Annotated in this window: 17 protein-coding genes; 11 read left to right on the top strand and 6 right to left on the bottom strand. The window is 71.5% G+C overall.

All coding sequences use genetic code 11. The annotated features are described in order from the left end of the window. Positions 1-397 precede the first annotated feature (397 nt). Together ACFYW1_RS34050 and ACFYW1_RS34045 are read left to right on the top strand one after the other, a co-directional pair. Positions 398-1,843: a glyceraldehyde-3-phosphate dehydrogenase gene (locus ACFYW1_RS34050; protein WP_389002196.1), complete on the top strand. Its 1,446-nt coding sequence runs from the start codon at positions 398-400 to the stop codon at positions 1,841-1,843. A gap of 208 nt (positions 1,844-2,051) precedes the next feature. Then, positions 2,052-3,416: a protein kinase gene (locus ACFYW1_RS34045; RefSeq protein ID WP_389002193.1), complete on the top strand. Its 1,365-nt coding sequence runs from the start codon at positions 2,052-2,054 to the stop codon at positions 3,414-3,416. Between the two features lie 25 nt (positions 3,417-3,441). On the opposite strand, the gene ACFYW1_RS34040 is transcribed toward ACFYW1_RS34045, so the two are convergent. Next, positions 3,442-4,068: a TetR/AcrR family transcriptional regulator gene (locus ACFYW1_RS34040; protein ID WP_389002190.1), complete on the bottom strand. Its 627-nt coding sequence runs from the start codon at positions 4,066-4,068 to the stop codon at positions 3,442-3,444. A gap of 139 nt (positions 4,069-4,207) precedes the next feature. On the opposite strand from ACFYW1_RS34040, the gene ACFYW1_RS34035 reads away from it, so the two are divergent. Beyond that, entirely contained in the window at positions 4,208-5,686 is a 1,479-nt protein-coding gene (locus ACFYW1_RS34035) for an amidase (RefSeq protein WP_389002187.1), read from the top strand. A 36-nt stretch (positions 5,687-5,722) separates the two neighbouring features. Here the strand turns inward: ACFYW1_RS34035 and ACFYW1_RS34030 are convergent, their stop codons facing one another. Together ACFYW1_RS34030 and ACFYW1_RS34025 are read right to left on the bottom strand one after the other, a co-directional pair. After that, positions 5,723-7,357 (bottom strand): beta-N-acetylhexosaminidase, encoded by a 1,635-nt coding sequence (locus ACFYW1_RS34030; RefSeq protein WP_389002184.1) that lies wholly within the window; start codon positions 7,355-7,357, stop codon positions 5,723-5,725. Between the two features lie 205 nt (positions 7,358-7,562). After that, on the bottom strand, positions 7,563-8,714 hold the full coding sequence (locus ACFYW1_RS34025; RefSeq protein ID WP_389002181.1) for an ROK family protein: 1,152 nt from the start codon (positions 8,712-8,714) through the stop codon (positions 7,563-7,565). Positions 8,715-8,794: 80 nt separating this feature from the next. Here ACFYW1_RS34025 and ACFYW1_RS34020 point away from each other — a divergent pair, with 80 nt between their 5' ends. The 5 genes from ACFYW1_RS34020 to ACFYW1_RS34000 all read left to right on the top strand — a co-directional run bounded on the left by ACFYW1_RS34020 (position 8,795) and on the right by ACFYW1_RS34000 (position 15,314). Beyond that, on the top strand, positions 8,795-10,045 hold the full coding sequence (locus ACFYW1_RS34020) for a Gfo/Idh/MocA family protein (RefSeq protein ID WP_385597430.1): 1,251 nt from the start codon (positions 8,795-8,797) through the stop codon (positions 10,043-10,045). 70 nt (positions 10,046-10,115) lie between these two features. Beyond that, on the top strand, positions 10,116-11,378 hold the full coding sequence (locus tag ACFYW1_RS34015; protein WP_385597433.1) for an ABC transporter substrate-binding protein: 1,263 nt from the start codon (positions 10,116-10,118) through the stop codon (positions 11,376-11,378). A gap of 4 nt (positions 11,379-11,382) precedes the next feature. Continuing rightward, the gene (locus tag ACFYW1_RS34010; protein WP_389002176.1) at positions 11,383-12,339 is read left to right on the top strand and encodes a carbohydrate ABC transporter permease; all 957 of its coding nucleotides are present in this window, start codon (positions 11,383-11,385) and stop codon (positions 12,337-12,339) included. Further along, complete coding sequence (locus ACFYW1_RS34005) at positions 12,336-13,202, top strand: carbohydrate ABC transporter permease (RefSeq protein WP_385597439.1); 867 nt, start codon at positions 12,336-12,338, stop codon at positions 13,200-13,202. Before ACFYW1_RS34010 ends, ACFYW1_RS34005 begins: the two co-directional genes overlap by 4 nt. A gap of 42 nt (positions 13,203-13,244) precedes the next feature. After that, a complete protein-coding gene (locus tag ACFYW1_RS34000) occupies positions 13,245-15,314 on the top strand; it encodes a right-handed parallel beta-helix repeat-containing protein (RefSeq protein ID WP_389002173.1) in 2,070 nt (689 codons plus the stop codon). Positions 15,315-15,418: 104 nt separating this feature from the next. Here ACFYW1_RS34000 and ACFYW1_RS33995 read toward each other — a convergent pair whose 3' ends face one another. Further along, positions 15,419-17,062 carry an amidohydrolase gene (locus ACFYW1_RS33995; RefSeq protein ID WP_389002170.1) on the bottom strand — a complete coding sequence of 548 codons (1,644 nt, stop codon included), beginning with the start codon at positions 17,060-17,062 and terminating at the stop codon, positions 15,419-15,421. 110 nt (positions 17,063-17,172) lie between these two features. Next, a complete protein-coding gene (locus ACFYW1_RS33990; RefSeq protein WP_389002167.1) occupies positions 17,173-18,597 on the bottom strand; it encodes a purine-cytosine permease family protein in 1,425 nt (474 codons plus the stop codon). 165 nt (positions 18,598-18,762) lie between these two features. Here ACFYW1_RS33990 and ACFYW1_RS33985 point away from each other — a divergent pair, with 165 nt between their 5' ends. The 3 genes from ACFYW1_RS33985 to ACFYW1_RS33975 all read left to right on the top strand — a co-directional run bounded on the left by ACFYW1_RS33985 (position 18,763) and on the right by ACFYW1_RS33975 (position 22,120). Beyond that, positions 18,763-19,368 (top strand): TetR/AcrR family transcriptional regulator, encoded by a 606-nt coding sequence (locus ACFYW1_RS33985; protein WP_389002164.1) that lies wholly within the window; start codon positions 18,763-18,765, stop codon positions 19,366-19,368. Positions 19,369-19,652: 284 nt separating this feature from the next. Then, positions 19,653-20,111, top strand: coding sequence for a hypothetical protein (locus ACFYW1_RS33980; RefSeq protein ID WP_389002161.1), 459 nt, complete (start codon positions 19,653-19,655; stop codon positions 20,109-20,111). A gap of 122 nt (positions 20,112-20,233) precedes the next feature. After that, positions 20,234-22,120 (top strand): serine/threonine-protein kinase, encoded by a 1,887-nt coding sequence (locus ACFYW1_RS33975; protein ID WP_389002158.1) that lies wholly within the window; start codon positions 20,234-20,236, stop codon positions 22,118-22,120. 86 nt (positions 22,121-22,206) lie between these two features. On the opposite strand, the gene ACFYW1_RS33970 is transcribed toward ACFYW1_RS33975, so the two are convergent. Beyond that, positions 22,207-23,409 (bottom strand): cytochrome P450, encoded by a 1,203-nt coding sequence (locus ACFYW1_RS33970; RefSeq protein ID WP_389002155.1) that lies wholly within the window; start codon positions 23,407-23,409, stop codon positions 22,207-22,209. Positions 23,410-23,419 lie beyond the last annotated feature (10 nt).

Genomic DNA, 23,419 nt, shown 5'->3' with positions numbered 1-23,419 from the left:
GTGTCCGGCCGGTCCGGCGGTTTCCGCGATGACAGCCATGGTTAGCGGCGGTCCCGGCGGCGGTCAACGATGTGACGTACTACCCGAATACGGAGCAATGTCCGAAATAGGGGTTTTGGTGGCTCTTCGGAGCCTTCGGAGAGGGCTCATCGCTACTAAGCACCTTGGTATGTGATCCAGCTCCTATGGGTGGCATCACATCCGGGAGGCCGATTCGGGGGCATTCGAGCCCCTTTCACGGCACCCCTCCGGCACCCCTGACACCTGCCGCCCCGCGCGTCCCGCCCGGCGGGCACCCCCGGACGCACCCCCGGTGCGACCCGGAACGGGGCCACCTGGATGATCAAAGCGCCGTGTGGTTACCATATGAGCGCCGCCTAGCTCGAAAGATAAACCTGTGACTGTCAATGACGACTCGTTCACCAGCTGGAAAAACCGCGAGGAGATCGCGGAGTCGATGATCCCGATCATCGGGAAACTTCACCGGGAGCGGGACGTGACAGTCCTGCTGCACAGCCGCTCCCTGGTGAACAAGTCGGTGGTCAGCATCCTCAAGACCCACCGATTCGCCCGGCAGATCGCCGGTGAGGAGCTCTCGGTCACCGACACCCTGCCGTTCCTGCAGGCCCTCACCACCCTCGACCTCGGCCCCTCCCAGATCGACATCGGCATGCTCGCCGCGACGTACGGGGCCGACGACCGCGGTCTGTCGGTGGCGGAGTTCACCGCCGAGGCCGTCTCCGGTGCCACCGGCGCCAACAAGATCGAGCGCCGCGAGGGACGCGACGTCGTCCTGTACGGCTTCGGCCGCATCGGCCGCCTCGTGGCCCGTCTGCTGATCGAGAAGGCCGGTTCCGGCAACGGCCTGCGGCTGCGTGCCATCGTCGTCCGCGGTGGTGGCGACCAGGACCTCGTCAAGCGCGCCTCGCTGCTGCGGCGCGACTCGATCCACGGCCAGTTCAACGGCACGATCACCGTCGACGAGGCGAACAGCACGATCGTCGCCAACGGCAACGTGATCAAGGTGATCTACGCCAACGACCCGTCGGAGGTCGACTACACGGCGTACGGCATCAAGGACGCCATCCTCATCGACAACACCGGCAAGTGGCGCGACCGCGAGGGCCTCTCCAAGCACCTGCGCCCCGGTATCGACAAGGTCGTCCTGACGGCTCCGGGCAAGGGCGACGTCCCGAACATCGTGCACGGTGTCAACCACCACACGATCAAGCCGGACGAGCAGGTCCTGTCCTGCGCCTCCTGCACCACCAACGCGATCGTCCCGCCCCTGAAGGCCATGGACGACGAGTTCGGTGTCCTGCGCGGTCACGTGGAGACGGTCCACTCGTTCACGAACGACCAGAACCTGCTGGACAACTACCACAAGGCCGACCGTCGCGGCCGCTCCGCGCCGCTCAACATGGTGATCACCGAGACCGGTGCCGCCTCCGCCGTCGCCAAGGCCCTGCCGGACCTGAAGGCGCCGATCACGGGCAGCTCGATCCGCGTCCCCGTCCCGGACGTCTCGATCGCGATCCTCAGCCTGCGCCTGGGCCGTGAGACCACCCGCGAGGAGGTCCTCGAGTACCTCCGCGACGTCTCGCTGAACTCGCCGCTGAAGCGCCAGATCGACTTCACCACCGCCCCCGACGCCGTGTCCATGGACTTCGTCGGCTCGCGCCACGCGTCGATCGTCGACGCCGGCGCCACCAAGGTCGACGCCGACAACGCGATCCTCTACCTGTGGTACGACAACGAGTTCGGCTACTCGTGCCAGGTCATCCGCGTCGTCCAGCACGTCTCCGGCGTGGAGTACCCGACCTACCCGGCCCCGGCGGTCTGATCCCGTCGCCCGGGGGCGCGCTCCGATGCGCGGCACCCAGGGAGGAGCACCGGCAAGTGCCCCGTATCCGTCCGGCACACGACGGGTACGGGGCACTGTCGGTATCCGCCGGCGGCGGGCCGGGGGATCATGCGACGGTGAGGAAGCCCGCACGGAGGGGCCGGCCGTCCGCCGGGCCCCACGATCCCCGCCGAGGAGACACCGCCCGATGACGCCTCCCGCCACTGTCACTCTCTCGCTCGTCAAGGGCCGTCTCGACCCCGCGGAGTACGTGTTCGACGAGCGGACCACCTGTGTGCTCGGCCGCGGCAAGGACTGCTCGCCGCGGCTGCCGGACGACGACCACCACAGCACGGTCTCCCGCCACCACTGTCTGCTCGACATCAACCCGCCGGACATACGCGTCCGCGACTTCGGCAGCCTCAACGGCACCTACGTCAACGGCCGGAAGATCGGTCAGCGCGAGAAGCACCAGACCCCGCAGGAGGGTGCCGCACGGGTGTTCCCGGAGTACGACCTGGTCGACGGCGACGAAATCCGGCTCGGGGACACCGTCCTGCGGGTCGCTGTCCGGGTGCCGCGCACACGGTCGCTCCCCGAGTGCGTGAAGTGCGGGCGTCCGGTGGGCGGGACGGGGCACCGGCCGGGCGACCACCTGTGCGAGGACTGCCGGTCCGAGCCGTCGGGCGCGATCCGGCACCTCCTGGACCTCGCCCGCGGCGGACGTCGCGAACTCGCCCCCATCGCCGGGTACACGGTGCTACGGGAGCTGGGCCGGGGAGGAATGGGGGCGGTGTACCTGGCCCGCCACGAGTCCGCGGGGAAGGAGGTGGCGCTGAAGGTGATGCTGCCGAAGGTGGCGGCGAACGCCGACGCGCGGGCCCGTTTCCTGCGCGAGGCGGAGCTCACGGGGGCGTTGCGGCATCCGAACATCGCCGCGCTGTACGACTCCGGTTTCGCCGACGGCATGTTCTACCTCACCACCGAGTTCTGCACCGGCGGCAGTCTGGACCACCTGTTGCGGCGAAAAGGGGGCCGGCTCCCGGCGGCGGAGGCCGTCCGCTTCGCCGTCCAGGTGCTGGAAGGGCTGGAACACGCCCACGGGCAGGGTGTGGTGCACCGCGACCTCAGTCCCTCCAACATCCTGCTGCACGTGAACGCGGACGGTTCCACGACGGCGAAGGTCTGTGACTTCGGCATCGCCAAGGCCTTCGACGGGGCGGGGCTCAGCGGTCTCACCCGCACCGGCGCAACCGCGGGGAAGCCGCATTTCATGCCCCGTCAGCAGGTCGTGAACTTCAAGAAGGCGCCTCCGGCCGTGGACGTGTGGGCCCTGGCCGCCTGCCTCTACCAGTTGCTGACCGGGCGCACCCCGCGGGACTTCCCGCGCGACAAGGACCCGTGGCAGGTCGTCCTGCAGTCGCCCGCCGTCCCGGTCCGGCGTCGGGAGCCGGGCCTGCCGGCCGCCCTCGCCGAGGTCGTCGACGAGGCGTTGCGCGAGCAGCCGGAGATCGGCTTCCGCAACGCCGCGGATCTGCGGGAGGCCCTCCTTTCGGCGGCGCCCCGGGGGTGAACCGGTCGGGGCGCGGCGGCGCCGTTCATGACGGTCCGGCCGCCCGGAGGCCTTCGAGGGTGTCCCGCATTCCCCGTACCAGTGCGGCCAGGCCGGTCTCGAAGGCCAGTTCGCGGTAGTCGGGGGGAGCGTTCAGCAGGGGTTCCAGCCCCGGTACGCGTCCTTTCCCGGCCGGCAGCCCGGCCCGGGGCGAGGCGTCGAGGTCGAGGGCCGAGCCGATGACGAAGTACTCGACGGAGCGCACCACCGGCAGCAGGTGTTCCTCCGGCCATCCGGCGGCGCGCAGGACGGCGAACGCCCGCGCGTAGCCTTCGAGCACCGGCAGGGCGCGGACCGGTCTGGAGGCGATCAGCGGCACCGCACGCGGATGCGCGGCGAAGGCGGCGCGGCAGGTTCGGGCCCACCGGTCCATCACGTCCGTCCAGGGCCGGTCGTCGGCGACGAGTTCCATCTCCCCGACGATGAGTTCGTGGATCCCGTCGACGATCTCGTCGCGCCCCGAGACGTAGTTGTACAGCGACGGTCCCTTGACGCCGAGCCGCGCGGCGACGCGCGTGGCCGAGAGCGCCTCGGGACCTTCCTCGTCGACCAGTGCGAGCGCGGTCCGCATGATGCCCTCGCGGGTCACCAGTTGGCGCGGCGGCCTGCCCATCCCCTGCTCCTCCCTCACCGTTGGCCGTCCGCCGGTGCGCGTCGGGGCCGTCGCCGGCCGCCGGGGCTTGGCAGCGGGCACCGGCCAGTGTACGTTTCGGTCGCGTAAAACTACGACCTATAGTTTTATGGAGGCTGTGATGGACTACCCCGAGTACCGGGCCCAGGACGCGGTGGGCCTTGCGGAGCTGGTCGCCCGCCGCGAGGTCTCGCCGACGGAACTGCTCGATGCGGCCGTGGCCCGCGCCGAGGCGGTCGACGGCAGGCTCAACGCGATCGTCCGGCCGATGCACGACCTGGCCCGGGAGCGGGCGAAGGAGCCCCTGACCGGGCCGTTCGCCGGAGTTCCGTTCCTGATCAAGGACTTGTCTCAGGACTACGCCGGACTGCCGACCGGCAGCGGGAACCGTGCCCTGCGCCGCCTCCCCGTCGAGCGGCACAGCGAGGTGGTCGGCCGGTGGCTGGACGCCGGGCTGGTGATCTTCGGCAAGACCAACACCCCCGAGTTCGGCGCGAAGGGCATCACCGAGCCGGAGGCGAACGGCCCCACCCGCAATCCCTGGGACCTCGGCCGCACCCCGGGCGGCTCGTCCGGAGGGACGGCGGCGGCCGTGGCGGCGGGCATCGTGCCCGTGGCCGGCGCCAACGACGGCGGCGGGTCCATCCGCATCCCGGCCGCGTGCTGCGGCCTGTTCGGCCTGAAACCGGGACGCGGCCTGGTACCGGCCGGGCCCGCGGTCGCCGAGCACCTGCACGGTGCCGCGACCGACGGCGTCATCTCGCGCAGCGTCCGCGACAGCGCGGCGATGCTCGACGTGCTGACCGCGCGCCCCGACCCCGCCGGGCCGTACCTGCACGCCCGCCCCGAGCTGCCCTACGCCGAACTCGCCCGCCGACCGCGGAAGCTGAGGATCGGCTTCACCACCCGCTCCCCCATCGACACCGAGGTCGATCCGCAGGCGGTCGCCGCGGTCGAGGACGCCACCGCCCTGCTCCGCGGCCTGGGTCACGACGTCGAGCCCGTCGAACCGCGGATCGACCAGCGGCAGCTCGCCCTCGACTTCCTGGCCATGTGGACCACTCAACTCGCCCACACCGTCGACGGGATACGCGACGCCACCGGCGCCGGACCGGAGGACTTCGAGCTCGACACCCACCTCCTGGCCGCCGCCGGCCGCGGTCTGAAGGCCCCGGCCTACTACGCCGCCCACGACCGCTGGAACATCTACAGCCGGCAGCTCGCCGCCTTCCACGCCGACTACGACCTGCTCCTCACCCCGACCCTGGCCCGGCCGCCCGTCCGGATCGGGGAGTTGGACACCCCGCGCCCGGTGCGCGTCGCGGCCCGGTTCCTGATGCGCCTCGGACTGCTGGGCGCCCTGGCCGGGACCGGGGCGTGGGAGCGGGCGGTGATCGCCAACCTCTCGGCGACCCCGTACACCCAGCTGGCGAACATCACCGGCCGTCCGGCGATGAGCGTCCCCACCCACCGCACTCCCGAGGGGCTGCCCCTCGGGATCCAGTTCGTCGGCCCGCTGGGCGGCGAGGGGACCCTCCTCGCCCTCGCCGCCCAGATCGAGGCCGAGCGTCCCTGGGCGCACCTGGAACCGCCGCTCTGAGCACCGGAAACGCGCACGAGCGCGCCGGGCGGCGGCTCAGGTACGGATGGCCGCCACCCGTCGGTTCATGTGTTCCTCGCGCTCGGCCCTGGTCGCGGGCGCGCCCACGAGACCGGGGCGCGTCTGCCAGGGCAGCGGACCCGTCCGCGCCCGGTACTCCACGCCGATCGCGTCGAGCCGGGGCAGGTGCGCCCCGTACAGCCGGGTGCGGAACTCGTCGAAGTCGCGGCGGCCGGGCCCGCACCACAGCGCCTCGGCGACCGCGCACAGGCGCGGGAAGGCGTAGTAGTCCACCATGCGGGGCGTGTCCACGTGCTCGGTCCACAAATTGGCCTGCCCGCCGAGCACCCGCGCCGCCTGTTCCCCGCTCAGCCCGGCCGGGACCGGGTCGAAGGCGTAGGCGTCCTCCAGCGTCACGGGGACGGATACCGGGATCGGCTCGTCGGGGTGCTCCGACTGGCGGTAGTCGAGATAGACCTGGTCGTCCGGGCAGGACACCACGTCGTAGCCCCGGCGTGCGGCGGTGACGGCACCGGTCATCCCGCGCCAGGAGGCCACCACGGCTCCCGGCGGGAGTTCCCCCTCCAGGATCTCGTCCCAGCCGAACACCCGCCGTCCGCGCTCGGCGACATGGGCGGCGACGCGGGCGACGAACCACGCCTGCAGGGCGTTCTCGTCGGCCAGTCCGCGCTCGGCCATGAGCTGTCGGGTGCGCGGGTCGTTCCGCCACTGCTCCTTGGGGCACTCGTCGCCGCCCACACCGATGAAGGTGCCGGGGAAGAGGGCCATCACCTCGTCGAACACCTCGCGGAAGAAGTCGATCGTGGACTCCTCCGTGTTCAGGACGTGGGGGCTGACGCCCCAGCGCGTCATGACCTCCACCGGTTCCCCCGTCACGCCCAGTTCGGGGTAGGCCGCGACGGCCGCCTGGGAGTGGCCGGGGACGTCGATCTCCGGTACGACCGTGATGCCGTGCTCCGCCGCCCTGGCGACGATCTCGCGGATGTCGTCCTGGGTGTAGAAGCCGCCGTGCGGCCGGTCCTCGGTCAGGTCGTCGATCGTGGAACCCAGTTGGGACGTCCTGCGCCAGCCGCCGGTCCCGGTGAGCCGCGGGCGGCTCAGGATCTCCACGCGCCAGCCCTGGTCGTCGGTGAGGTGGAGGTGGAGGGTGTTGAGGCGGTGCATCGCCATCAGTTCGATGAAGCGCAGCACCTCCCGCTTGGGCAGGAAGTGCCTGGCCACGTCCAGCATGACACCGCGCCAGCGGAAGTGCGGCGCGTCCTCGACGACCGCCCCGGGCACGGCCCACCGCTCGTCGGTGATCCGGGCGCGGCGATAAATCCGGGGCGGCAGCAGTTGCAGCAGCGTCTGGCAGCCGTGGAGGACCCCGCCCGGGTCCCCGCCCTCGATACGGACGCCGGTGGGGCCGGACTCCAGGCGGTACGCCTCGGCCCCCAGTTCCGGGCGCAGCGTCAGGACGATGCCCGGCCCGGACTCCTCCTCGGTGACCGGCAGGGGCAGTCCGGTCGCGGGGCGGAGGGCCGACTGCAGCCAGACGGCGGCCGTGGCGAGGGGGGCGGGGGCCGTGATCGCGGTGGCCCGGTCGAGGAGGAATTCCCCCGGGGCGGTACGGGCCGTGACGGGCCGGGGCAGCACGGTGGGGGACGTCACTTCCGCTGTTCTCCTTCTCGGTTTCTCGGCATCCCGGCGTCTCGGCTTCCCGGCTTCCCGGCTTCCCGGCCGGGGCGGCATCGCGAGCGACACGGACCTCACATATACAAATTGTTTTATTAAGACCGGGCGGTCGCGCGGGGCCGGCCCGGAGCCGTTCCGGGCCGAGCGACCGCACCGGGCCGGTGGAGCGTTCCGGACCGGGTCAGGACGACGGACGGGGCAGCTGCGTGTCGACGTCGTACAGCCGGGCGTCCACGTGGTCGAGGGCGAGCCGTACGGCCCCCAGCACCACGGCCCGGTCGGAGAGGGAGGAGACCGCGAGCGCCGGGGGTTCCAGGCACAGCGGGTCGAGGTGGCGCCGCAGCGGTTCCAGCAGGACGTCGCCGGAGCGGGAGACCCCGCCGCCGATCACGACGAGCTCCGGGTCCAGGGCCAGGACCAGGGCGGCGATGCCCTCGGCGAGGTCGTGGGCGTACTGCTCGACGGCCCAGCGGGCGGCCGGTTCGCCGGTGCGGGCCCGGGCGAAGACGTACTCGGCCGCCTCCTGGGGCAGGACGTCCGGCGGCATCTTCGGATAGCCGGTCAGATGCGTGGTGGCCCGGTGCCAGCCCACCAGGGGCAGTGCCCCTATCTCACCGGCCGCTCCCCCGCGCCCCCGGTGCACCCGGCCGCCGATCAGCAGGCCGGCGCCGGTCCGCACCCCGGACAGTACGAAGGCCACGTCGTCCACGCCCCTGGCCTCGCCGATCCAGCCCTCGGTGAGCGCGGCCAGATTGCAGTCGTTCTCCACCAGGACCGGGCAGTCGAAGTCGGCACCCATCTCACCGGCGAGGTCCAGGCCGTCCCACTCGGGCAGGCCGACGCAGCGCTTGACCCGGCCGTCGCGGCCGACCACGCCCGTGGTGCCGACACAGACGGCGGCGAGCCCCTCCCGCCCGACGTCGGCCGACTCCAGCGCGCCCGCGGCGGTCGCGCGCACGGCGGCCAGGCGCTCTGCACGCCCCGCGTCCGCGCTCACCCGTTCGGTGCGGGTGGCCACCACGGTGCCGTCGAGATCGGCGACGGCCGCCCTGATGCTGTACGAACCGATGTCGATCCCGAGCACGTGGGCGCCGGTGGAGTGGAAGCTGAACAGCCTGGCCGGACGGCCCATGTGACCGGGCTGCGGCGGCAGTTCCTTCAGCCAGCCCGATCCGATCAGCTCCTCCGTCAGGCTCTCCACCGTCGGGCGGGACAGGCCCGTGCGCCTGGTCACCTCGGTGAGGCTCAGCGGACCCTGGCCACGCAGGGCGCGGAGCGTCGTGACCAGGTTGATACGCCGCAGCCGTGAGGTGTCGCCTCCGGAAACCGTCACCGTCAACTCCCTTGACAGACTCTGTGCACGAGAAATAAAAACAGCTTGCATTAGTAAGTCGCAAGCCCGAGGGGGTATTTGTGGTCACTGTCGCCATCATCGGGGCGGGGCTGCGCGGCATGAGTTACGCCCGTCGCGCCCTGGAGACCGGTCTGGCACGTGTCGTGGCCGTGGCCGAGCCCGATCCGGAGCGCAGGCGGAACATGGCCGCAACGCACGACGTGCCGCCCGAGAACGTCTTCGCCGACTGGCGGGAACTGCTCGCCCGGGACCGGCTGGCCGACGCGGCGGTGATCTCGACGCAGGACAGCATGCACCGGGAACCGGCGGTGCGGGCGGCGGAGCTGGGATACCACCTGCTCCTGGAGAAGCCGATGGCGCAGACCGAGGAGGAGGCCGCCGCGATCTCCGAGGCCGCCGAGCGCAACGGCGTCCTGCTCGCCGTCTGCCACGTCATGCGTTACACCCCCTACACCATCAGGCTCAGGGAGCTCATGGGTGAGGGCCGGATCGGCGAGGTGATGAACATCCAGCACCTGGAGCAGGTCGGCTGGTGGCATCAGGCGCACTCGTTCGTGCGGGGCAACTGGCGCAGCCAGGACGAGTCCGGTCCGATGCTGATGACCAAGGCGTGCCACGACCTCGACTGGATCGTCCACGTCAAGGGGGCGCTGCCCACGCGGGTCTCCTCGTTCGGCAACCTGGTGCACTTCCGGCCCGGGAACCGGCCCGACGGGGCGGCCGACCGGTGCGTGGAGTGCCCGGTGGAGTCCACCTGCCCGTACTCCGCCAAGCGCATCTACCTCGACTGCCTGGGGGACGCGGAGAAGGAGTTCTGGCCGCTGTCCGCGGTCACCTCCGACCACACGGAGCGGGGCGTGCTGGCGGCACTGCGCGAGGGCCCGTACGGCCGGTGCGCGTACGCCTGCGACAACGACGTGGTGGACACCCAGGTGGTGACCATGGAGTTCGCCGACGGCACCTCGGCCACCTGCACGGTCACCGCGTTCGCGGCCCTGGAGCACCGCAAGACCCGGATCTTCGGCACCCGCGGCTCCATCGAGGGCGACGGGGTCGTCCTGCGCGTGCACGACTTCGTGACCGACGAGGTCACCGTCATCGACACCGGTGCGTGCGAGGACCCCACGGCCGCCACCGGGCACGGCGGCGGCGACGCGGCCCTGTTCGACGCCTTCGTCGACGCCATCGCCAAGGACGCCCCCTCCCTGGTGCTCACCGACGGCGCCGAGAGCCTGGCCACGCACCGCGTGGTCTGGGCCGCCGAGCGGGCCCGTCGCACCGGCACCGTCGTCGCGCTCCCGCCGGCCTGAACCCCGACCGGCGCGACCCGCCCACGGTCTCCCCGCAGCCACCCGTCCCCCTCATGAAAGGCACACCCCCGTGCGCAAGTTGACAGCCCTGCTCACCGTCGGAGCTCTCGCCCTGAGCGTAGGCGCCTGCGGCAAGAAGAACGGTTCCGCCTCCTCGGACAAGGAACTCGTCTACACCTCCTCCTGGGGTGCCGACGAGCCGCAGGGCAAGATCATCAAGTCCCTGGCCGACGACTTCACCGAGGCGACCGGCATCGAGGTGGATCTGAAGTTCGTCGGCCGCAAGGGCACCGACACCCTCCCCACCGAGATGAACGCGGGCCAGGGACCGGACCTGTTCGACACCTCCACCGACAGCGTCGGCCCCTTCGTGGCCCAGAACCTCGCCGCCCCGCTCGACGACGTCCTGGCCATGAAGGTGCCGGGCGAGGGCAAGCCGGTGCGGGACGTGCTGCCGCACTCCGTCCAGCAGGCGTCGAGCGCCGAGGACCACGTGCGCTTCATCGCCCACACCGTGATCTCCACGGCGGTGTGGTACGACGCGTCGAAGCACCCGGGCCTCGCCCCCAGGACGTGGAAGGAGTTCATCGCCTACCTCGACGAGGCGAAGAAGGAGGGCCGCACACCGCTCGGCCAGGACGGCACCGTCAACTTCTACAACGCGTACTGGTTCTACTCGGCCCTGGTCCGCTCCGAGGGCGCCGGCAGCCTCGGAGCCCTGGCGAAGGACCCGGCGGCCTGGGACCGGCCGGCGGTGCTGGAGGCGGCCCGGAAGGTGGAGCAGCTGGCCGACGGCGGCTACTTCCAGAAGGACTTCATGGCCACCAAGTACCCGGCCGCGCAGGACGCCTGGGCCCAGGGCACGTACGACCTGAACCTCAACGGCACCTGGCTGGCCGCCGAGACCGGGGCGAAGCTGGCCGAGGGCACCGAGGTCGCCTCGTTCCAGCTGCCGGCCGGCGGCAAGGACTCCGTGGAGGTCGGCGCGCTCGGCTGGGGCGTCAACGCCAAGGGCCGCAACACCGAGGCGGCCAAGAAGTTCCTCGCGTTCGCGCTGCAGAAGAAGTACGGGGAGAAGATCTCCACGGTCGCGCACAACATCCCCGCGCGCCCGGACGTCCCCGCCCCCGACTACCTGGCGGGCGTCCAGAAGGACGTCGCCGGGGCGAAGCACACCCACCGGACCTACGACGACATGGCCTCGGACAAGAACTGGTGGAACAACGTCTTCCTGCCGCTGGACGACCAGTTGCTCTCCGGGAAGATCGACGCGGAGACCTTCGTGCGGGACGGCAAGAAGAAGGTCACCGACTACCTCGCGGACAAGGGCTGATCCGGTGGGAACGGCAACGCTCACCCCGCCCGCGGAGGCAGCCCGGCCCGCTACGGGCAAGCGGCCGGGACAACGGGTGCGGCCGGCGCGCGAACGGGCCTTCTGGCCCTTCCTGCTGCCCGCGCTGATCGCCTACTCCGCGCTCTTCGTCCTGCCGTCGCTGTTCGGCGTCTGGGTCAGCTTCAACAAGTGGGCGGGCCCCGGCTCCGCGATGACGTGGCACGGTCTGGGCAACTACCTGGAGCTGGCACGCAGCGAGGCGTTCCGCACCTCCTTCGTCAACACCTTCGTGCTGGCCTTCGGGGGCGGGGTCCTCGTCTTCGGCTTCACCTTCCTGTCCATGATGGTGCTGCGGCAGGCCAGGGGGCGCGCGTTCATCCGGTCCGTGATCTTCCTGCCGATGATCGTCTCGGTGATCGCGGTCGGGGTCGCGATCGGCTTCCTCCTCAACCCCGACGGCGCGGTCAACACGGTCCTGGGCTGGATCGGCGTCGAGGGCCGGCCGTGGCTGGGCCCGGACATGGTGTTCAAGTGCATCGTGGCCGGTCTCGTCTGGTCGAGCACGGGCTTCTACGTGGCGCTGATGATGTCGGCCGCCGACTCCGTCCCGCCCCACCTGTACGAGGACGCCACGCTGGTCGGCGCCACCAAGTGGGAGCAGTTCCGGCACATCACACTGCCGCTGACCTGGGACGTGTTCGCCGTGTCGGCCGTGCTGTGGGTGGTCAACAGCCTGAAGGTGTTCGAGATCGTGATCGCCTTCACCACGGCGGGCACCCCGGCCAGCCCCCCGGTCCAGGCCCGCACCGTGGCGGTCCAGCAGTACGCCAGCGTGGCCGGCAACGGCGTGCCCGAACTGGGCTCGGGCGCCGCCATGGGCGTCGTGATCCTGATCGTCACGGCGGTCCTCATCGTACTGACCCGGCGTGTCACCCGCCGCGAACGTGTGGAGCTGTCATGAGGCGCCTGTTCGGCGACATCCTGGTGCCGCGTGCGACGACCGTCGCGCTCTGGGCCTGGGTCGTCTTCAACCTCGCGCTGGTCGCCTGGGTCGGCCTCCAGTCGCTCAAGGACCCCGGGCAGGTCTGGCTCTCGCCGTTCGCGCTGCCGGACAGTCTCGAATGGGGCAACTACTCCGCCGCGTGGAAGGCGGCCGGTTTCTCCGCCGCCGCGCTCAACAGCACCGTCCTGACGGTGGTCGGGGCCCTGCTGATCGTCGCACTGTCGGCCCCCGCCGCGTACGTCCTGGCCCGCTCCGACCGGCGCGCCGCGGGCCGGCTCACCGGGTACTTCGCAATGGGGCTGAGCATCCCGGTCCAGACGATCGTGATCCCCATCGTCGTGATCAAGCTGTCCGTGTCCACCTTCATGATCGACTGGGTGACCGGCTGGTGGGACAACCGCATCACGCTCCTGGTATTCCAGGTGGTGCTGTCGCTCCCGTTCGCCGTGTTCGTCCTCACCGGCTACATGCGCTCGCTGCCGCACGAGATCGAGGAGGCCGCCGAGCTGGACGGCGCGGGCCCGCTGCGCGCCTTCGTCCAGGTCGTGCTGCCGGTGGCCAGGCCGGGCGTGACGACCGTGCTGGTCCTCAACGTCATCGGGCTGTGGAACGAGACGCTGCTCGCCCTGTTGATCACCCCCACCCCTGAGGAGCGCACGCTGCCCGCGGCCCTCCTCAGCCTCTACGGCTCCATGCAGTACAGCTCCGACTGGGGCGCCCTGTTCGCCGGAATCGTGATCCTGGTCTATCCCATGATCGTGCTCTACCTCTGGCTGGGCCGCCGCATCGTCGAGGGCATGACTGCGGGAATCGGCAAGTGACGCAGATACAGAGACCGGCAATCCATCCGGAAGGACCGAGCCTTGCGTACTTCGCGTACACCGCACGTCCCGGGTGCCCCGCGCACCCGGCGCAGGAGCCTCATAGGAGTGCTCCTGGCCGCTCTCGTGCTCCCGCTCCCCGCGGTGGCGGCGGGGCCCGCGCAGGCGGCCCCCGCCCCGCACCGCGACCGGGCGGTGGGCACCACGTACTACGTGGACGCCGCATCCGGCAACGACGACGCGTCGGGCCGGAACGAGGCGGCCGCCTGGAAGTCCCTGGCCAGGGCCAGCCAATTGACGCTGGGCCCCGGTGACCGGCTGCTGTTCAGGGCCGGTCAGCGGTGGAAGGGCCGGCTCGACGTACGGGGCGCGGGCGCGGTGGGCAACCCCGCGTTCATCGGCTCGTACGGCAGCGGCGCAAAGCCGCTGATCGAGGGCGGCGGCACGACCGACGTCGCGGTCAGACTCGACAACGTCCACGACCTCACCCTCGACGGGCTGGAGGTGACCAACTGGAGCGACAGCACCACTCCCCGCTCCGGTGTGAACCTGTTCGCCAAGGACGCGGGCAAGCTGTCCAACATCACCCTGCGCAACCTGAACATCCATGACGTCGACGGCCCCGGCGGCAGCACCGTCAGCTCGGCGGGACTGCTGATCTCCATCCGCGGCAACCGGACACCCACGTACTTCGACAACCTGGTGGTGGAGAAGAACGAGGTCAGCAAGGTCCGTTCGTACGGGATCATCAACTGGTCCACCTGGTCCCGGCGCAACGGCATGACCAGCCTGTACCCGGTGGAGACCGGCATCCCCGACAGCGAGGTCGTCACCTGGACGCCCAGCACGAACGTCAGGATCCGCGACAACTACGTCCACGACGTGACGGCCGGCGGCATCACCCCCATGCACACCAGGGGGGCCGTCGTCGAGGGCAACCGCGTCCACAGGGCCGCCACCGGCCGGCTCAACCTCAAGGGCGGCAACGTCGGCATCTGGTGGCAGGGCAACGACGACCTGCTCGTGCAGCGCAACGAGGTGTCGGGCACCGGCTTCAACGGGCCGGGCACCGACGGCCACGGCTTCGACGCGGACGCCGACAACAACCGCAGTGTCGTCCAGTACAACTACAGCCACGACAACGACGGCGGGTTCTTCATCACCGTCTCCTTCAAGGGCGCGCCGACCAAGGACACCGTGGTCAGGTACAACCTGAGCAAGGACGACGGCTACGAGGTCTTCAGCCTCTCCACCGAGACGTCGGGCACCGACATCCACAACAACACGGTCTGCGCGAGCGGCCGGGTCGTCACCGTCCACCCGCCCTACACCGGGGCCGGCGACTATCCGCTCGGCAGGATCGTGCACATCTACAACAACGCGAGCGGCATCGAGATCCGCAACAACATCTTCTACAACCGGACCACCGCCGGCTACGACACCGCCAACAACACCGTCTACGACTCCAACCTCTACTGGGGCACCGACGCGCCCGTCGCCCCCTCCGGCGACATCAACGCGATCAAGGCCGACCCGAAGCTGGTCTCCGTCGGCACCGACCCGGCGGGCTACATGCTCCGGGCCGACTCCCCCGCGAGGGGACGCGGCGCGGCGGTGGCGCAGGGGCTGAAGGACTACTTCGGCAACCCGGTCCCGGGCACCGCTCCCGACCGCGGCTTCCACCAGTTCACCGGGGCGCCGTACCTCCCGGTCGTCACCACCTCGTACGCCACGCTCGGCAACAGCCATCCCTACCGGATGGCCGACGGGAACACCTCGACCGCCTGGAGCAGCGTGGCCGAAGGGATCGCCTTCCCCGGCACCATCGACGTGGACTACCGGCAGCCCGTCAGCATCGGTTCCGTCACCCTGCACACCGCCTTCGCCACCGGCCAGGGCATCAAGCAGGTCGACGTGCAGACGTGGAACGGCTCGTCATGGGTGACGCAGGCGGCCGGGCAGCAACTGGCCTGGTCCGGCAACACCTCGGCCGTCGAGCAGCGCACGATCACCCTGCCGCAGCGGGTGACGACCGAGCGCCTGCGCCTGACGGTCCGTGACGCCCACCTCCAGTGGGGCAACTTCGCGGTCTACGAGATCCGGGCCGCCTGACCGGCGGGGCGGTCCGCGCGGCTCCCCCGGGCCGTGCGGACCACCCCGCCCCCGACCGCCCGCCCCGCCCCGTCTCCCCGCCGGCGGGGAGACGGGGCGGGCGGTCAGACCTCGTGCTCGACGACGCCCGCGACCACGACGGTCAGGGCGACGGTGCCGGGGATGTCCTCGGGATCGGCGCGCAGGATGTCGCGGGAGAGGACCACGAAGTCGGCGGCCTTGCCCACGGTGAGCGAACCGCGTTCGTCCTCCAGGAAGTTGGCGTACGCCGAGCCCATCGTGTAGCCGTGGACGGCGGCCTCCACGCTGATCGTCTCCTGCAGCATCCAGGGCTCGCCCCCGCCCAGCGGGCGCCGGGTGACGGCGGTGTGGATGCCGATCATCGGGTCCATCTCGGCCACGTTCCAGTCGCTGGAGAGGGCGAGGACGGCCCCGGCCGCGTGCAGGCTGCGCAGGGGCCATGCCTTGTGCCAGCGGTCGGCCCCGACGTTCCGCGCCCAGTCCTTGCCGGGGCCAGCGACCTCCGGGGCGCTGTGCCGGGGCTGCATGCACGCGACCACGCCCAGTTCGGCGAAGCGCGGGGTGTCCTCGGGGTCGAGGCATTCGACGTGGACGATCTGGTGGCGGGCGTCCCGGGGCCCGTTGACGGCGCGGGCGTGTTCGACGGCGTCGAGCACGGTGCGGATGCCGCGGTCGCCGGTGGCGTGGACGAAGCACTGGAAGCCGCGGGCGTCCAGCTTCGCCAGCAGGCCCGCGAACTCCTCGGGCGGGTAGAAGGTCTCGCCCCGGTGGTGGCGGCAGCCCGCGTAGGGTTCGAGGAGGGCCGCGGTGCGCGGCTCGACGACGTCGTCGATGTAGAGCTTGAGCGGTCCGACCCGGACGCGGTCGTCGTCGTGGCGACGGGCGGCGGCCGCGAAGTCGTCGAGGTCGGCGTCCGTGGTGCCGCGCGGGTGGAAGAGCGCGGCGACGATCCGGGACCTGAGCCGGCCCTCGGCGCGTGCCCGGTCGAAGAGGGCGAGGTCGTCGAGCGAGTTCTGGGGTTCGACGACCGTGGTGATGCCGAAGCCGATGGCGTCGTCCAGGGACTTGGCGAGGCGCCCGTACTGCCGGTCGGGCGAGGCCCACGGCAGGCCCAGTTCCCGCAGGGCGCGGTGGCCGTCGCGGGAGAGCCCCCTGACCGCGAAGTCCTTGATGAAGCCGGTGGGTTCGCCGGTGGCGGGGTCGGTGACGGCCCGCCCGAAGGGCAGGTGGGTGTGGTCGCGGTCGATGCCGAGCCGGCGCAGGCCGGCGGTGTTGACCCAGGCGGTGTGCACGTCGTAGCTCAGGACGAAGGCGGGCACGTCGTTGGTGGCCGGGTCGAGGTCGGCGGCGGCCGGCATCCGGCCGTCCGGGATCGCCGAGTAGTCGAAGGCCTCGGCCTCGATCCACTCGGCGTCGGGGTGGGCGGCGTGCCAGGCGCGGACGCGGGCGTGGACCTCGTCCAGGGTGCGGGCGCCGGACAGCTGGACGCAGGCGTCGTCGGAGCCGAGCCGGACGTGGTTGTGGGCGTCGATGAAGCCGGGGAGGACCAGTTTCCCGCCCGCGTCGATCACCCGGGTGTCCGGGCCGGTCCACGCCCCGGCATCCGTGTCGGGTCCGAGCCAGGCGATGCGGCCGTCCACCACCGCCAGGGCCTGTGCCTCGGGAAGGGCCGGGTCGACGGTGTGGATGCGGGCGTTGCGCAGGACGAGGTGTGCGGGGACGGCCATGTGAGGTGGCTCCTCCTGGTGCGGTGGTGCTGTCGGATCGGTGGTGCGTGGGGAGGCGGACGGACTCCGCCGCCCGGTCGGTGCGGGTCTTCGGGGCGGGAGACGGCCGTTCAGGCCGTTTCGGGGCGGGCGGTGTGCGGTGCGACGGTGCGGCGGGCGAGCGGCCAGTAGACGAGCCCCGAGACGACGGAGCCGAGCAGGGTCAGGTCGGCGCCGCCCAGCGGGGCGACCAGCGGTCCGGTCCACAGCTCGGAATCGCAGGTGAGGGCGGCGAAGAGCATGCCGGCGAGCAGCGCGGCCAGACCGGCGGGGTGGTAGCCGGACCGGTACCAGTAGGCGCCGTCCGGCCCGGCGTGCAGCGACGGTGCGTCGTAGCGGCAGCGGCGCATCAGCATGTCCGTGAGGAACACACCGCCCCAGGGTGCGAACACGATGATCAGCAGGGAGAGGAAGGACAGCAGCGAGCTGGTGAAGTCGGCGAGGAAGAGCGCGCAGAGCGAGCCCGCCGCGGTGACGGCCGCGCTGATGACGATGGCCTTGGAGCGGCTCCAGGGGACGCCGAGGACCTGGAGGTTCAGGCTCGACGAGTAGAGCGTGACGATCGAGTTGGTGACCGAGCCGCCGAGGACGAGGGCCAGGAAGAGCGTCTGGAACCATCCCGGCAGCAGCCGCTCGGTGCCCGCCACCGCGTCGGTCATGTCCGTCCGGGTCGCCGCGGCCACCCCGGCCACTCCCAGGGCGACCGACGAGATGAAGCCGCCGAGGGCTCCGTACCAGGTCAGCGACTTCATCGAGGTCGTCCTGGGGAGGTAGCGGGTGTAGTCGGCGGGCATCGGGACGTACGAGAACGGACCGGCCAGCATCACGACGAGGGCCAGGCTCCATCCGGACGCCCCGGGCTGCGCGGCGCCCCCGCCCGTGTCGGCGCCGGGCAGCAGGAACACCAGGAGCGCGGCGAAACCGACGGCGAGGACGTACGCGATCCAGCGTTCGGCGAACTGGACGGTGGCGTGGCCCCACAGGGCGACGGCGAAGGTCAGCGTGAGCGTGACCAGCAGGGCGAGGGCCCGTCCGGTGCGGCCGGACTCCCAGCCCAGGTCGGCGAAGAACGCTTCGAGGGCGAGGGTGCCGACTACGGTGTTGAGGATGGTGTAGCCGATGCTGACCACCCAGTTGAGCATCCCGGCGGGCCAGTTTCCCCGTACGCCGAAGGGGGCCCGGGAGATCACCAGGGTGGCGGTGCCGGTACGGACCCCGCTCAGTCCCGCGGCGCTGATGGCGAAGAACGCCAGTCCGCCGATGACGACGACGCCGGTGGCCTGCCAGAAGGACAGGCCGAAGGCGACGGCCAGGGCTCCGTTGATGACGTAGGTGAAGGTGAGGTTGGACCCGAACCAGAGCCAGAACAGGTCCTTCGCGCTCCCGTGCCGGTCCTCGTCGGGGATCGGGTCGATCCCGTGCGTCTCGACCTGGAAGACCTGGTCGGCGGCGTCCGGCGCGCCGGGCGCTCTCGCGGCCGTGTCCTGGTGCGTCATGCGCTCTGCCCCTCGTCCATGCGTGCTCCGGGGAATCGGAACAGTACTTTGAATGGCGTTCTAATTTAGAACGGCATTCAAGATGTGGTTCCGGGAGCCCGTCAAGACCTCCGCCGAAATCGGCCGCTAAGGTCGTCACCTGGCCGACCCGAGAGGAGACGTGGCGTGGCGGCGACGGCGCGACGGCGTGACGGGCACCTGGCCCGGGAGCGCATGCTGGAGGAGGCGATGACGGCCATCGCCGAGGACGGTCTGGCCGCACTCACCATGTCGGCGCTGGCCAAGCGCCTCGGCACCAGCGGCGGCCACATCCTCTACTACTTCGGCAGCAAGGACCGGCTGCTCCTGGAGGTGCTGCGCTGGAGCGAGGACGCGCTCGCCGAGGAGCGCCGGGAACTGCTGTCCGGCCCGGCCGACCCGGAGCGGGCGCTGGAACTCTTCCTGGCGCTGTACCTTCCCCGCGGGCCGCGCGATCCCCGCTGGACGCTGTGGATCGAACTGTGGGCGCGCACGGCGTCGAACGAACCGCTGCGGCAGGCCCAGGCCGAGATCGACCGCGGCTGGCAGGAGGATCTGGCGGCGCTCCTCGCCGAGGGAGCGCGCCGGGGCCGCTTCGCCGCGGACCTCGACACGGCGGCGCGCGCCTCCGAACTCCTCGCCCTGCTCGACGGGTTGAGCACCCGGGTCGTCCTGGGCCAGCACGGCGCGGACCGCGGGAGCGCACTCCGCACGGCCCTGTCGGCGACCGCGCGGCTGGTGGAACGCGACTGAACCGGCCCCGGGGCCGCGAAGGTACGCACCGGCACCGCCGCCACGCCACACCCGGCACCCCCGCCTCCACCGATCGGGCGCCATTCATAACCGTTTCGCCCTTTTATCACCCATACGGGTGGTGCATCCCCGGGTGGGGCCCTATGGTCGATTCAGGAACGACGGCTGGAAGAAGGGGGCCGCGACCGACGGCTGCTCCTGCCGGGCGGTCCCGGAGCACACGGGGCCCCTAGGGCACGCACGACGACGGCGCGGTCCCGAAGCGAGGCGGCCGAGGAGCCGACATGCAAAGACGCAAGCTCAGGACAGGTCTCATGCTGTGTGCCGCCACAGCCCTCGCGGCTGCCGCGCCGGTACCGGCTTCCGCGGCGACCTCCCCCGCCGCGGCCTCCACCAGCCCGTCCGCACGCGTGGTGGCCGTCGACTGCACCTGGAACCCGCAGGTGCGCCCCGGCGACTTCCTGCTCGCCTGCGGGGACGGCAACAACCGGCTCGTCGACATCCACTGGTACTCCTGGGGTCCGACGTCCGCCGTGGGCCGTGCGCTCGATGTGGTGAACGACTGTCAGCCCTATTGCGCCGCAGGCAAGTTCCACTCCTATCCGGTCGTCGTGCGACTGGATCACCCCCGAGCGTGGCAGAAACACCCGGAGCTGAAGCAGTTCACCCAGCTCGAACTCGTCTACACCGACGGCACTCCGGCCCAAACCGGCCGGGTCGTGACGCACCAGCTCTGGGACTGACCCCTCCCCTGCGCCTCCCGCCCTCCCGCGATGGTTGCCCACCGCACCGGAACACGCTTCGACGGCCCGTCCTTGTATAGGGTGCCGTTCGATATCGGTGTTCCACAGGGGAGACGTAAGTGATGAGTGGTCAGCAACCGGCCTCTGGAGGCACCCCCCAGGTCTTCCAGCCGCTCGCCGGAGACGACCCGACCACGATCGCCGGATACCGGTTGGCGGCCAGACTGGGCGCCGGCGGCATGGGCAAGGTGTATCTGTCGTACACGCCGGGCGGACGACCCGTCGCGATCAAGGTGATCCGTCCCGAATTCGGGGAGGACGCCGAGTTCCGCCGCCGGTTCGCCCAGGAGGTGCGGTCCGCGCAGCGTGTGCAGGGCCTGTTCACGGCGCCGGTCATCGACGCCTCCACCGATGCCGCGCAGCCGTGGCTGGCCACCGCGTACGTGCCGGGCCCGTCGCTCGCCGACGCCGTCGTCGCGCACGGGGCACTGCCCGTCGAGACAGTGGTACTGCTGATCGCGGGCATGGCCGAGGCGCTGCACGTCATCCACGGGGCGGGCATCGTGCACCGCGACCTCAAGCCGTCCAACGTGCTGCTCGCGGCCGACGGTCCCCGGGTCATCGACTTCGGCATCGCCCACGCCGCCGACGCGACCTCGCTCACCGGCAGCGGCGTCACCATCGGCACGCCCTCGTTCATGGCGCCGGAGCAGGCCGCCGGGAGCCGGGTGACCCCGGCCACCGACGTCTTCGCGCTCGGCCAGGTCGCGGTGTACGCGGTGACGGGGTCTCCCGCCTTCGGCGAGGGCACCTCGCACGGCGTGCTCTACCGGATCGTCCACGAGGAGCCCGACCTCGGCCGCGTCCCGGAGCGGCTGAAGGAGCTGGTCAGCCGCTGTCTCGACAAGGATCCCGCGGCCAGGCCGTCGATCGCCGAGGTCATCGAGCTGTGCCGGTCCGCGAACGCGGAGACGGTGCTGCGTCGCCCCGAGGACTGGCTGCCCGCCCCGGTCAGCGCCGACATCACGGTGCGCACGGCTGCTCCCGCTCCGGTCCAGACCCCGCCGCCCCCGGCCTCGGCACCGTCCGTGGCCCACCCGCCCACCGCTCCCGCCGCTCCCCCGGCCCACCCGCCGACCGCGCCCGCAGCGGCGGCAGCCGCCCATCAGCCCACCGCGCCCGCCACGCCGGCACCTCCCGCCGGCGCCCCGACACAGGGGTACGTCCCGCCCGTGGCGCACCAGCAGCCCCATCCGCAGCCCCCGTACCCCACGCCCGCTCCGTCCCAGGTCAACGCCTACGCCCCGACCCAGATGGGCGCACCCGCGCAGACGTACCCCGGCCATCCCGGCCATCCCGGGAACGGCATGCCTCCCGCGCCGCAGCCCGCGAAGGGCGGCAAGCGGGGGCTGCTCATCGCCGTCGCCGCGGTGCTGGTCCTGGCCGTCGTGGGCGGCGGCACCGCGTACACGCTGCTCAAGAACAAGGACAAGGACAAGGAGACACAGAGCGGCTCCGCCCCGAGCAAGTCGGGCACCCCGGGCAAGGGGGCCGGCGCGGGCGGCGGGTCCGGGTCCGGTTCCGATTCCGGGCAGGCCGCCGAGCAACAGCCGAAGGTCGCGGACTACAACGGCATCAACCTCACGGCCGGCTACCACCTGACGCTCGGCGACGACCCCGTCCGCCCCCAGAAGGGCGAGGACAGCGGGTACGAGCTCTCCTACGACACCGGCGGGTACCTCGACGCCGAGACCACGGGCGGAAGCCTGGTGCTGCTCGACCCGGGGCAGGAGGGGTCGCTCGAGACCTGCCGTGCGGAGACCCGGTTCACCGAGACCGTCTATCTGGAGAAGATCTCGACGGGCCGGCAGCTCTGCGTCACGACGGGTACGGGGCACCTCGGCCTCGTGACCGTCAAGGGGCTTTCCGGCGAGGACTCGCCCAGCACGTACATGACGCTGGACCTGAAGGTCTGGCGCAACGCCGCCGTCAGCGGCTCGGGAAGCTGACCACGGCCCGCGCGGCGTTCTCACGTCCGGGGCGTGCCCCGGACGTGAGAACGCCGCTCCCCCGTTCCGTCACCCGGTGACCGCGCTCACCAGGTGACCTCGATCCGCCGGGGGCTGCGGGAGGTGGTGCCCCGATTCCACTCGACCGCGTCGGCCGGCCCGGCCAGCCGCATCCGGGGGAAACGGGCGGCCAGCCGGTGCAGGGCCAGCTGGAGTTCCGTCCGGGCCAGCCAGGCCCCCAGGCAGTAGTGGGCCCCGGCGCCGAACGACAGGGTGGGCGCCGCCAGCGGGGCGAAGAGGTCGTCGAACGGCCGGGGCGGGAACACGGCGGGATCGCGATTGGCCATGCCGCAGTCGGCGAGCACCACCGAACCCGCCGGGATCATCACGCCGCCGACCCTCGTGTCGGCGGCGGCGTATCGTGCGGTCCCCCGGTCGTCGCCGAGCGGTACCAGGTGCAGCAGCCGCTCCGCCAGCGCCTCGGCGGCCTGTTCGTCGGAGCCGAGGCGGGACCAGGTCCCCGGCCGTTCGCCGAGCAGGTAGAGCAGCGAGTTGCCGAGCATCGTCATCGTGCTGTCGTGGCCGCCGACGACCAGTCCGCACACCAGGTCCACGAGCTGGCCCTCCGGGATGCCGCCCTCCTCGTCGGCGGCCAGGACCAGCACACTGGTGAGGTCGTCGCCCGGCTCCTTCCTGCGCTCGGCCAGCAGCGCCGCGCCGAAGGCGGCGAACTCGGCGAGCGCCTCGCGCATCTCCTCCTCGGGATGGGAGCCGTCCGAGAAGGCGTACAGGGTCCAGTGGCGCAGCCGGTCCCGCGCCCCGGTGTCGAGGCCCATCAGTCTGCTGATCACCGCGACCGGCAGCGGCAGGGTGAAACCGGACACCAGGTCCACGGGGCGCGCCCGGTCGGTGAGTTCGTCCAGGCACTCCTCCACGATCTCCGCGATCCAGGGCCGCCAGCGGGCCACGGCCCTCGGGGTGAACGCTCGCCGCAGGGTACGGCGCAGACGCAGATGGTCCTCGCCGTCCTGGTTGAACATCAGGTCGAGGCTGCTGACCAGGCCGGTCTCGCCGGACAGGGACGGGGCGTCCGGCGAGTGCAGCGCCGCGCGTCCGAACCTGCTGTCGGTCAGTACCTTCCGTACGTCGGCGTACCGGCTCACCAGCCAGGCCGAGGTCCCGTCGGGCAGTTCGACGGGGCGGGGCGGGCCGGGCGGGTCGAACACGAGGCGGTGCAACGGGAGCGTGGGCGGGCCGGTGCGCGTGCGGGAGTCGGCGGGGCAGGACACGAAACCTCCT

The sequence above is a fragment of the Streptomyces sp. NPDC002669 genome, from assembly GCF_042889165.1.
Taxonomy (GTDB): Bacteria; Actinomycetota; Actinomycetes; order Streptomycetales; family Streptomycetaceae; genus Streptomyces.
This window is presented reverse-complemented; position numbering and strand designations above follow the sequence as displayed.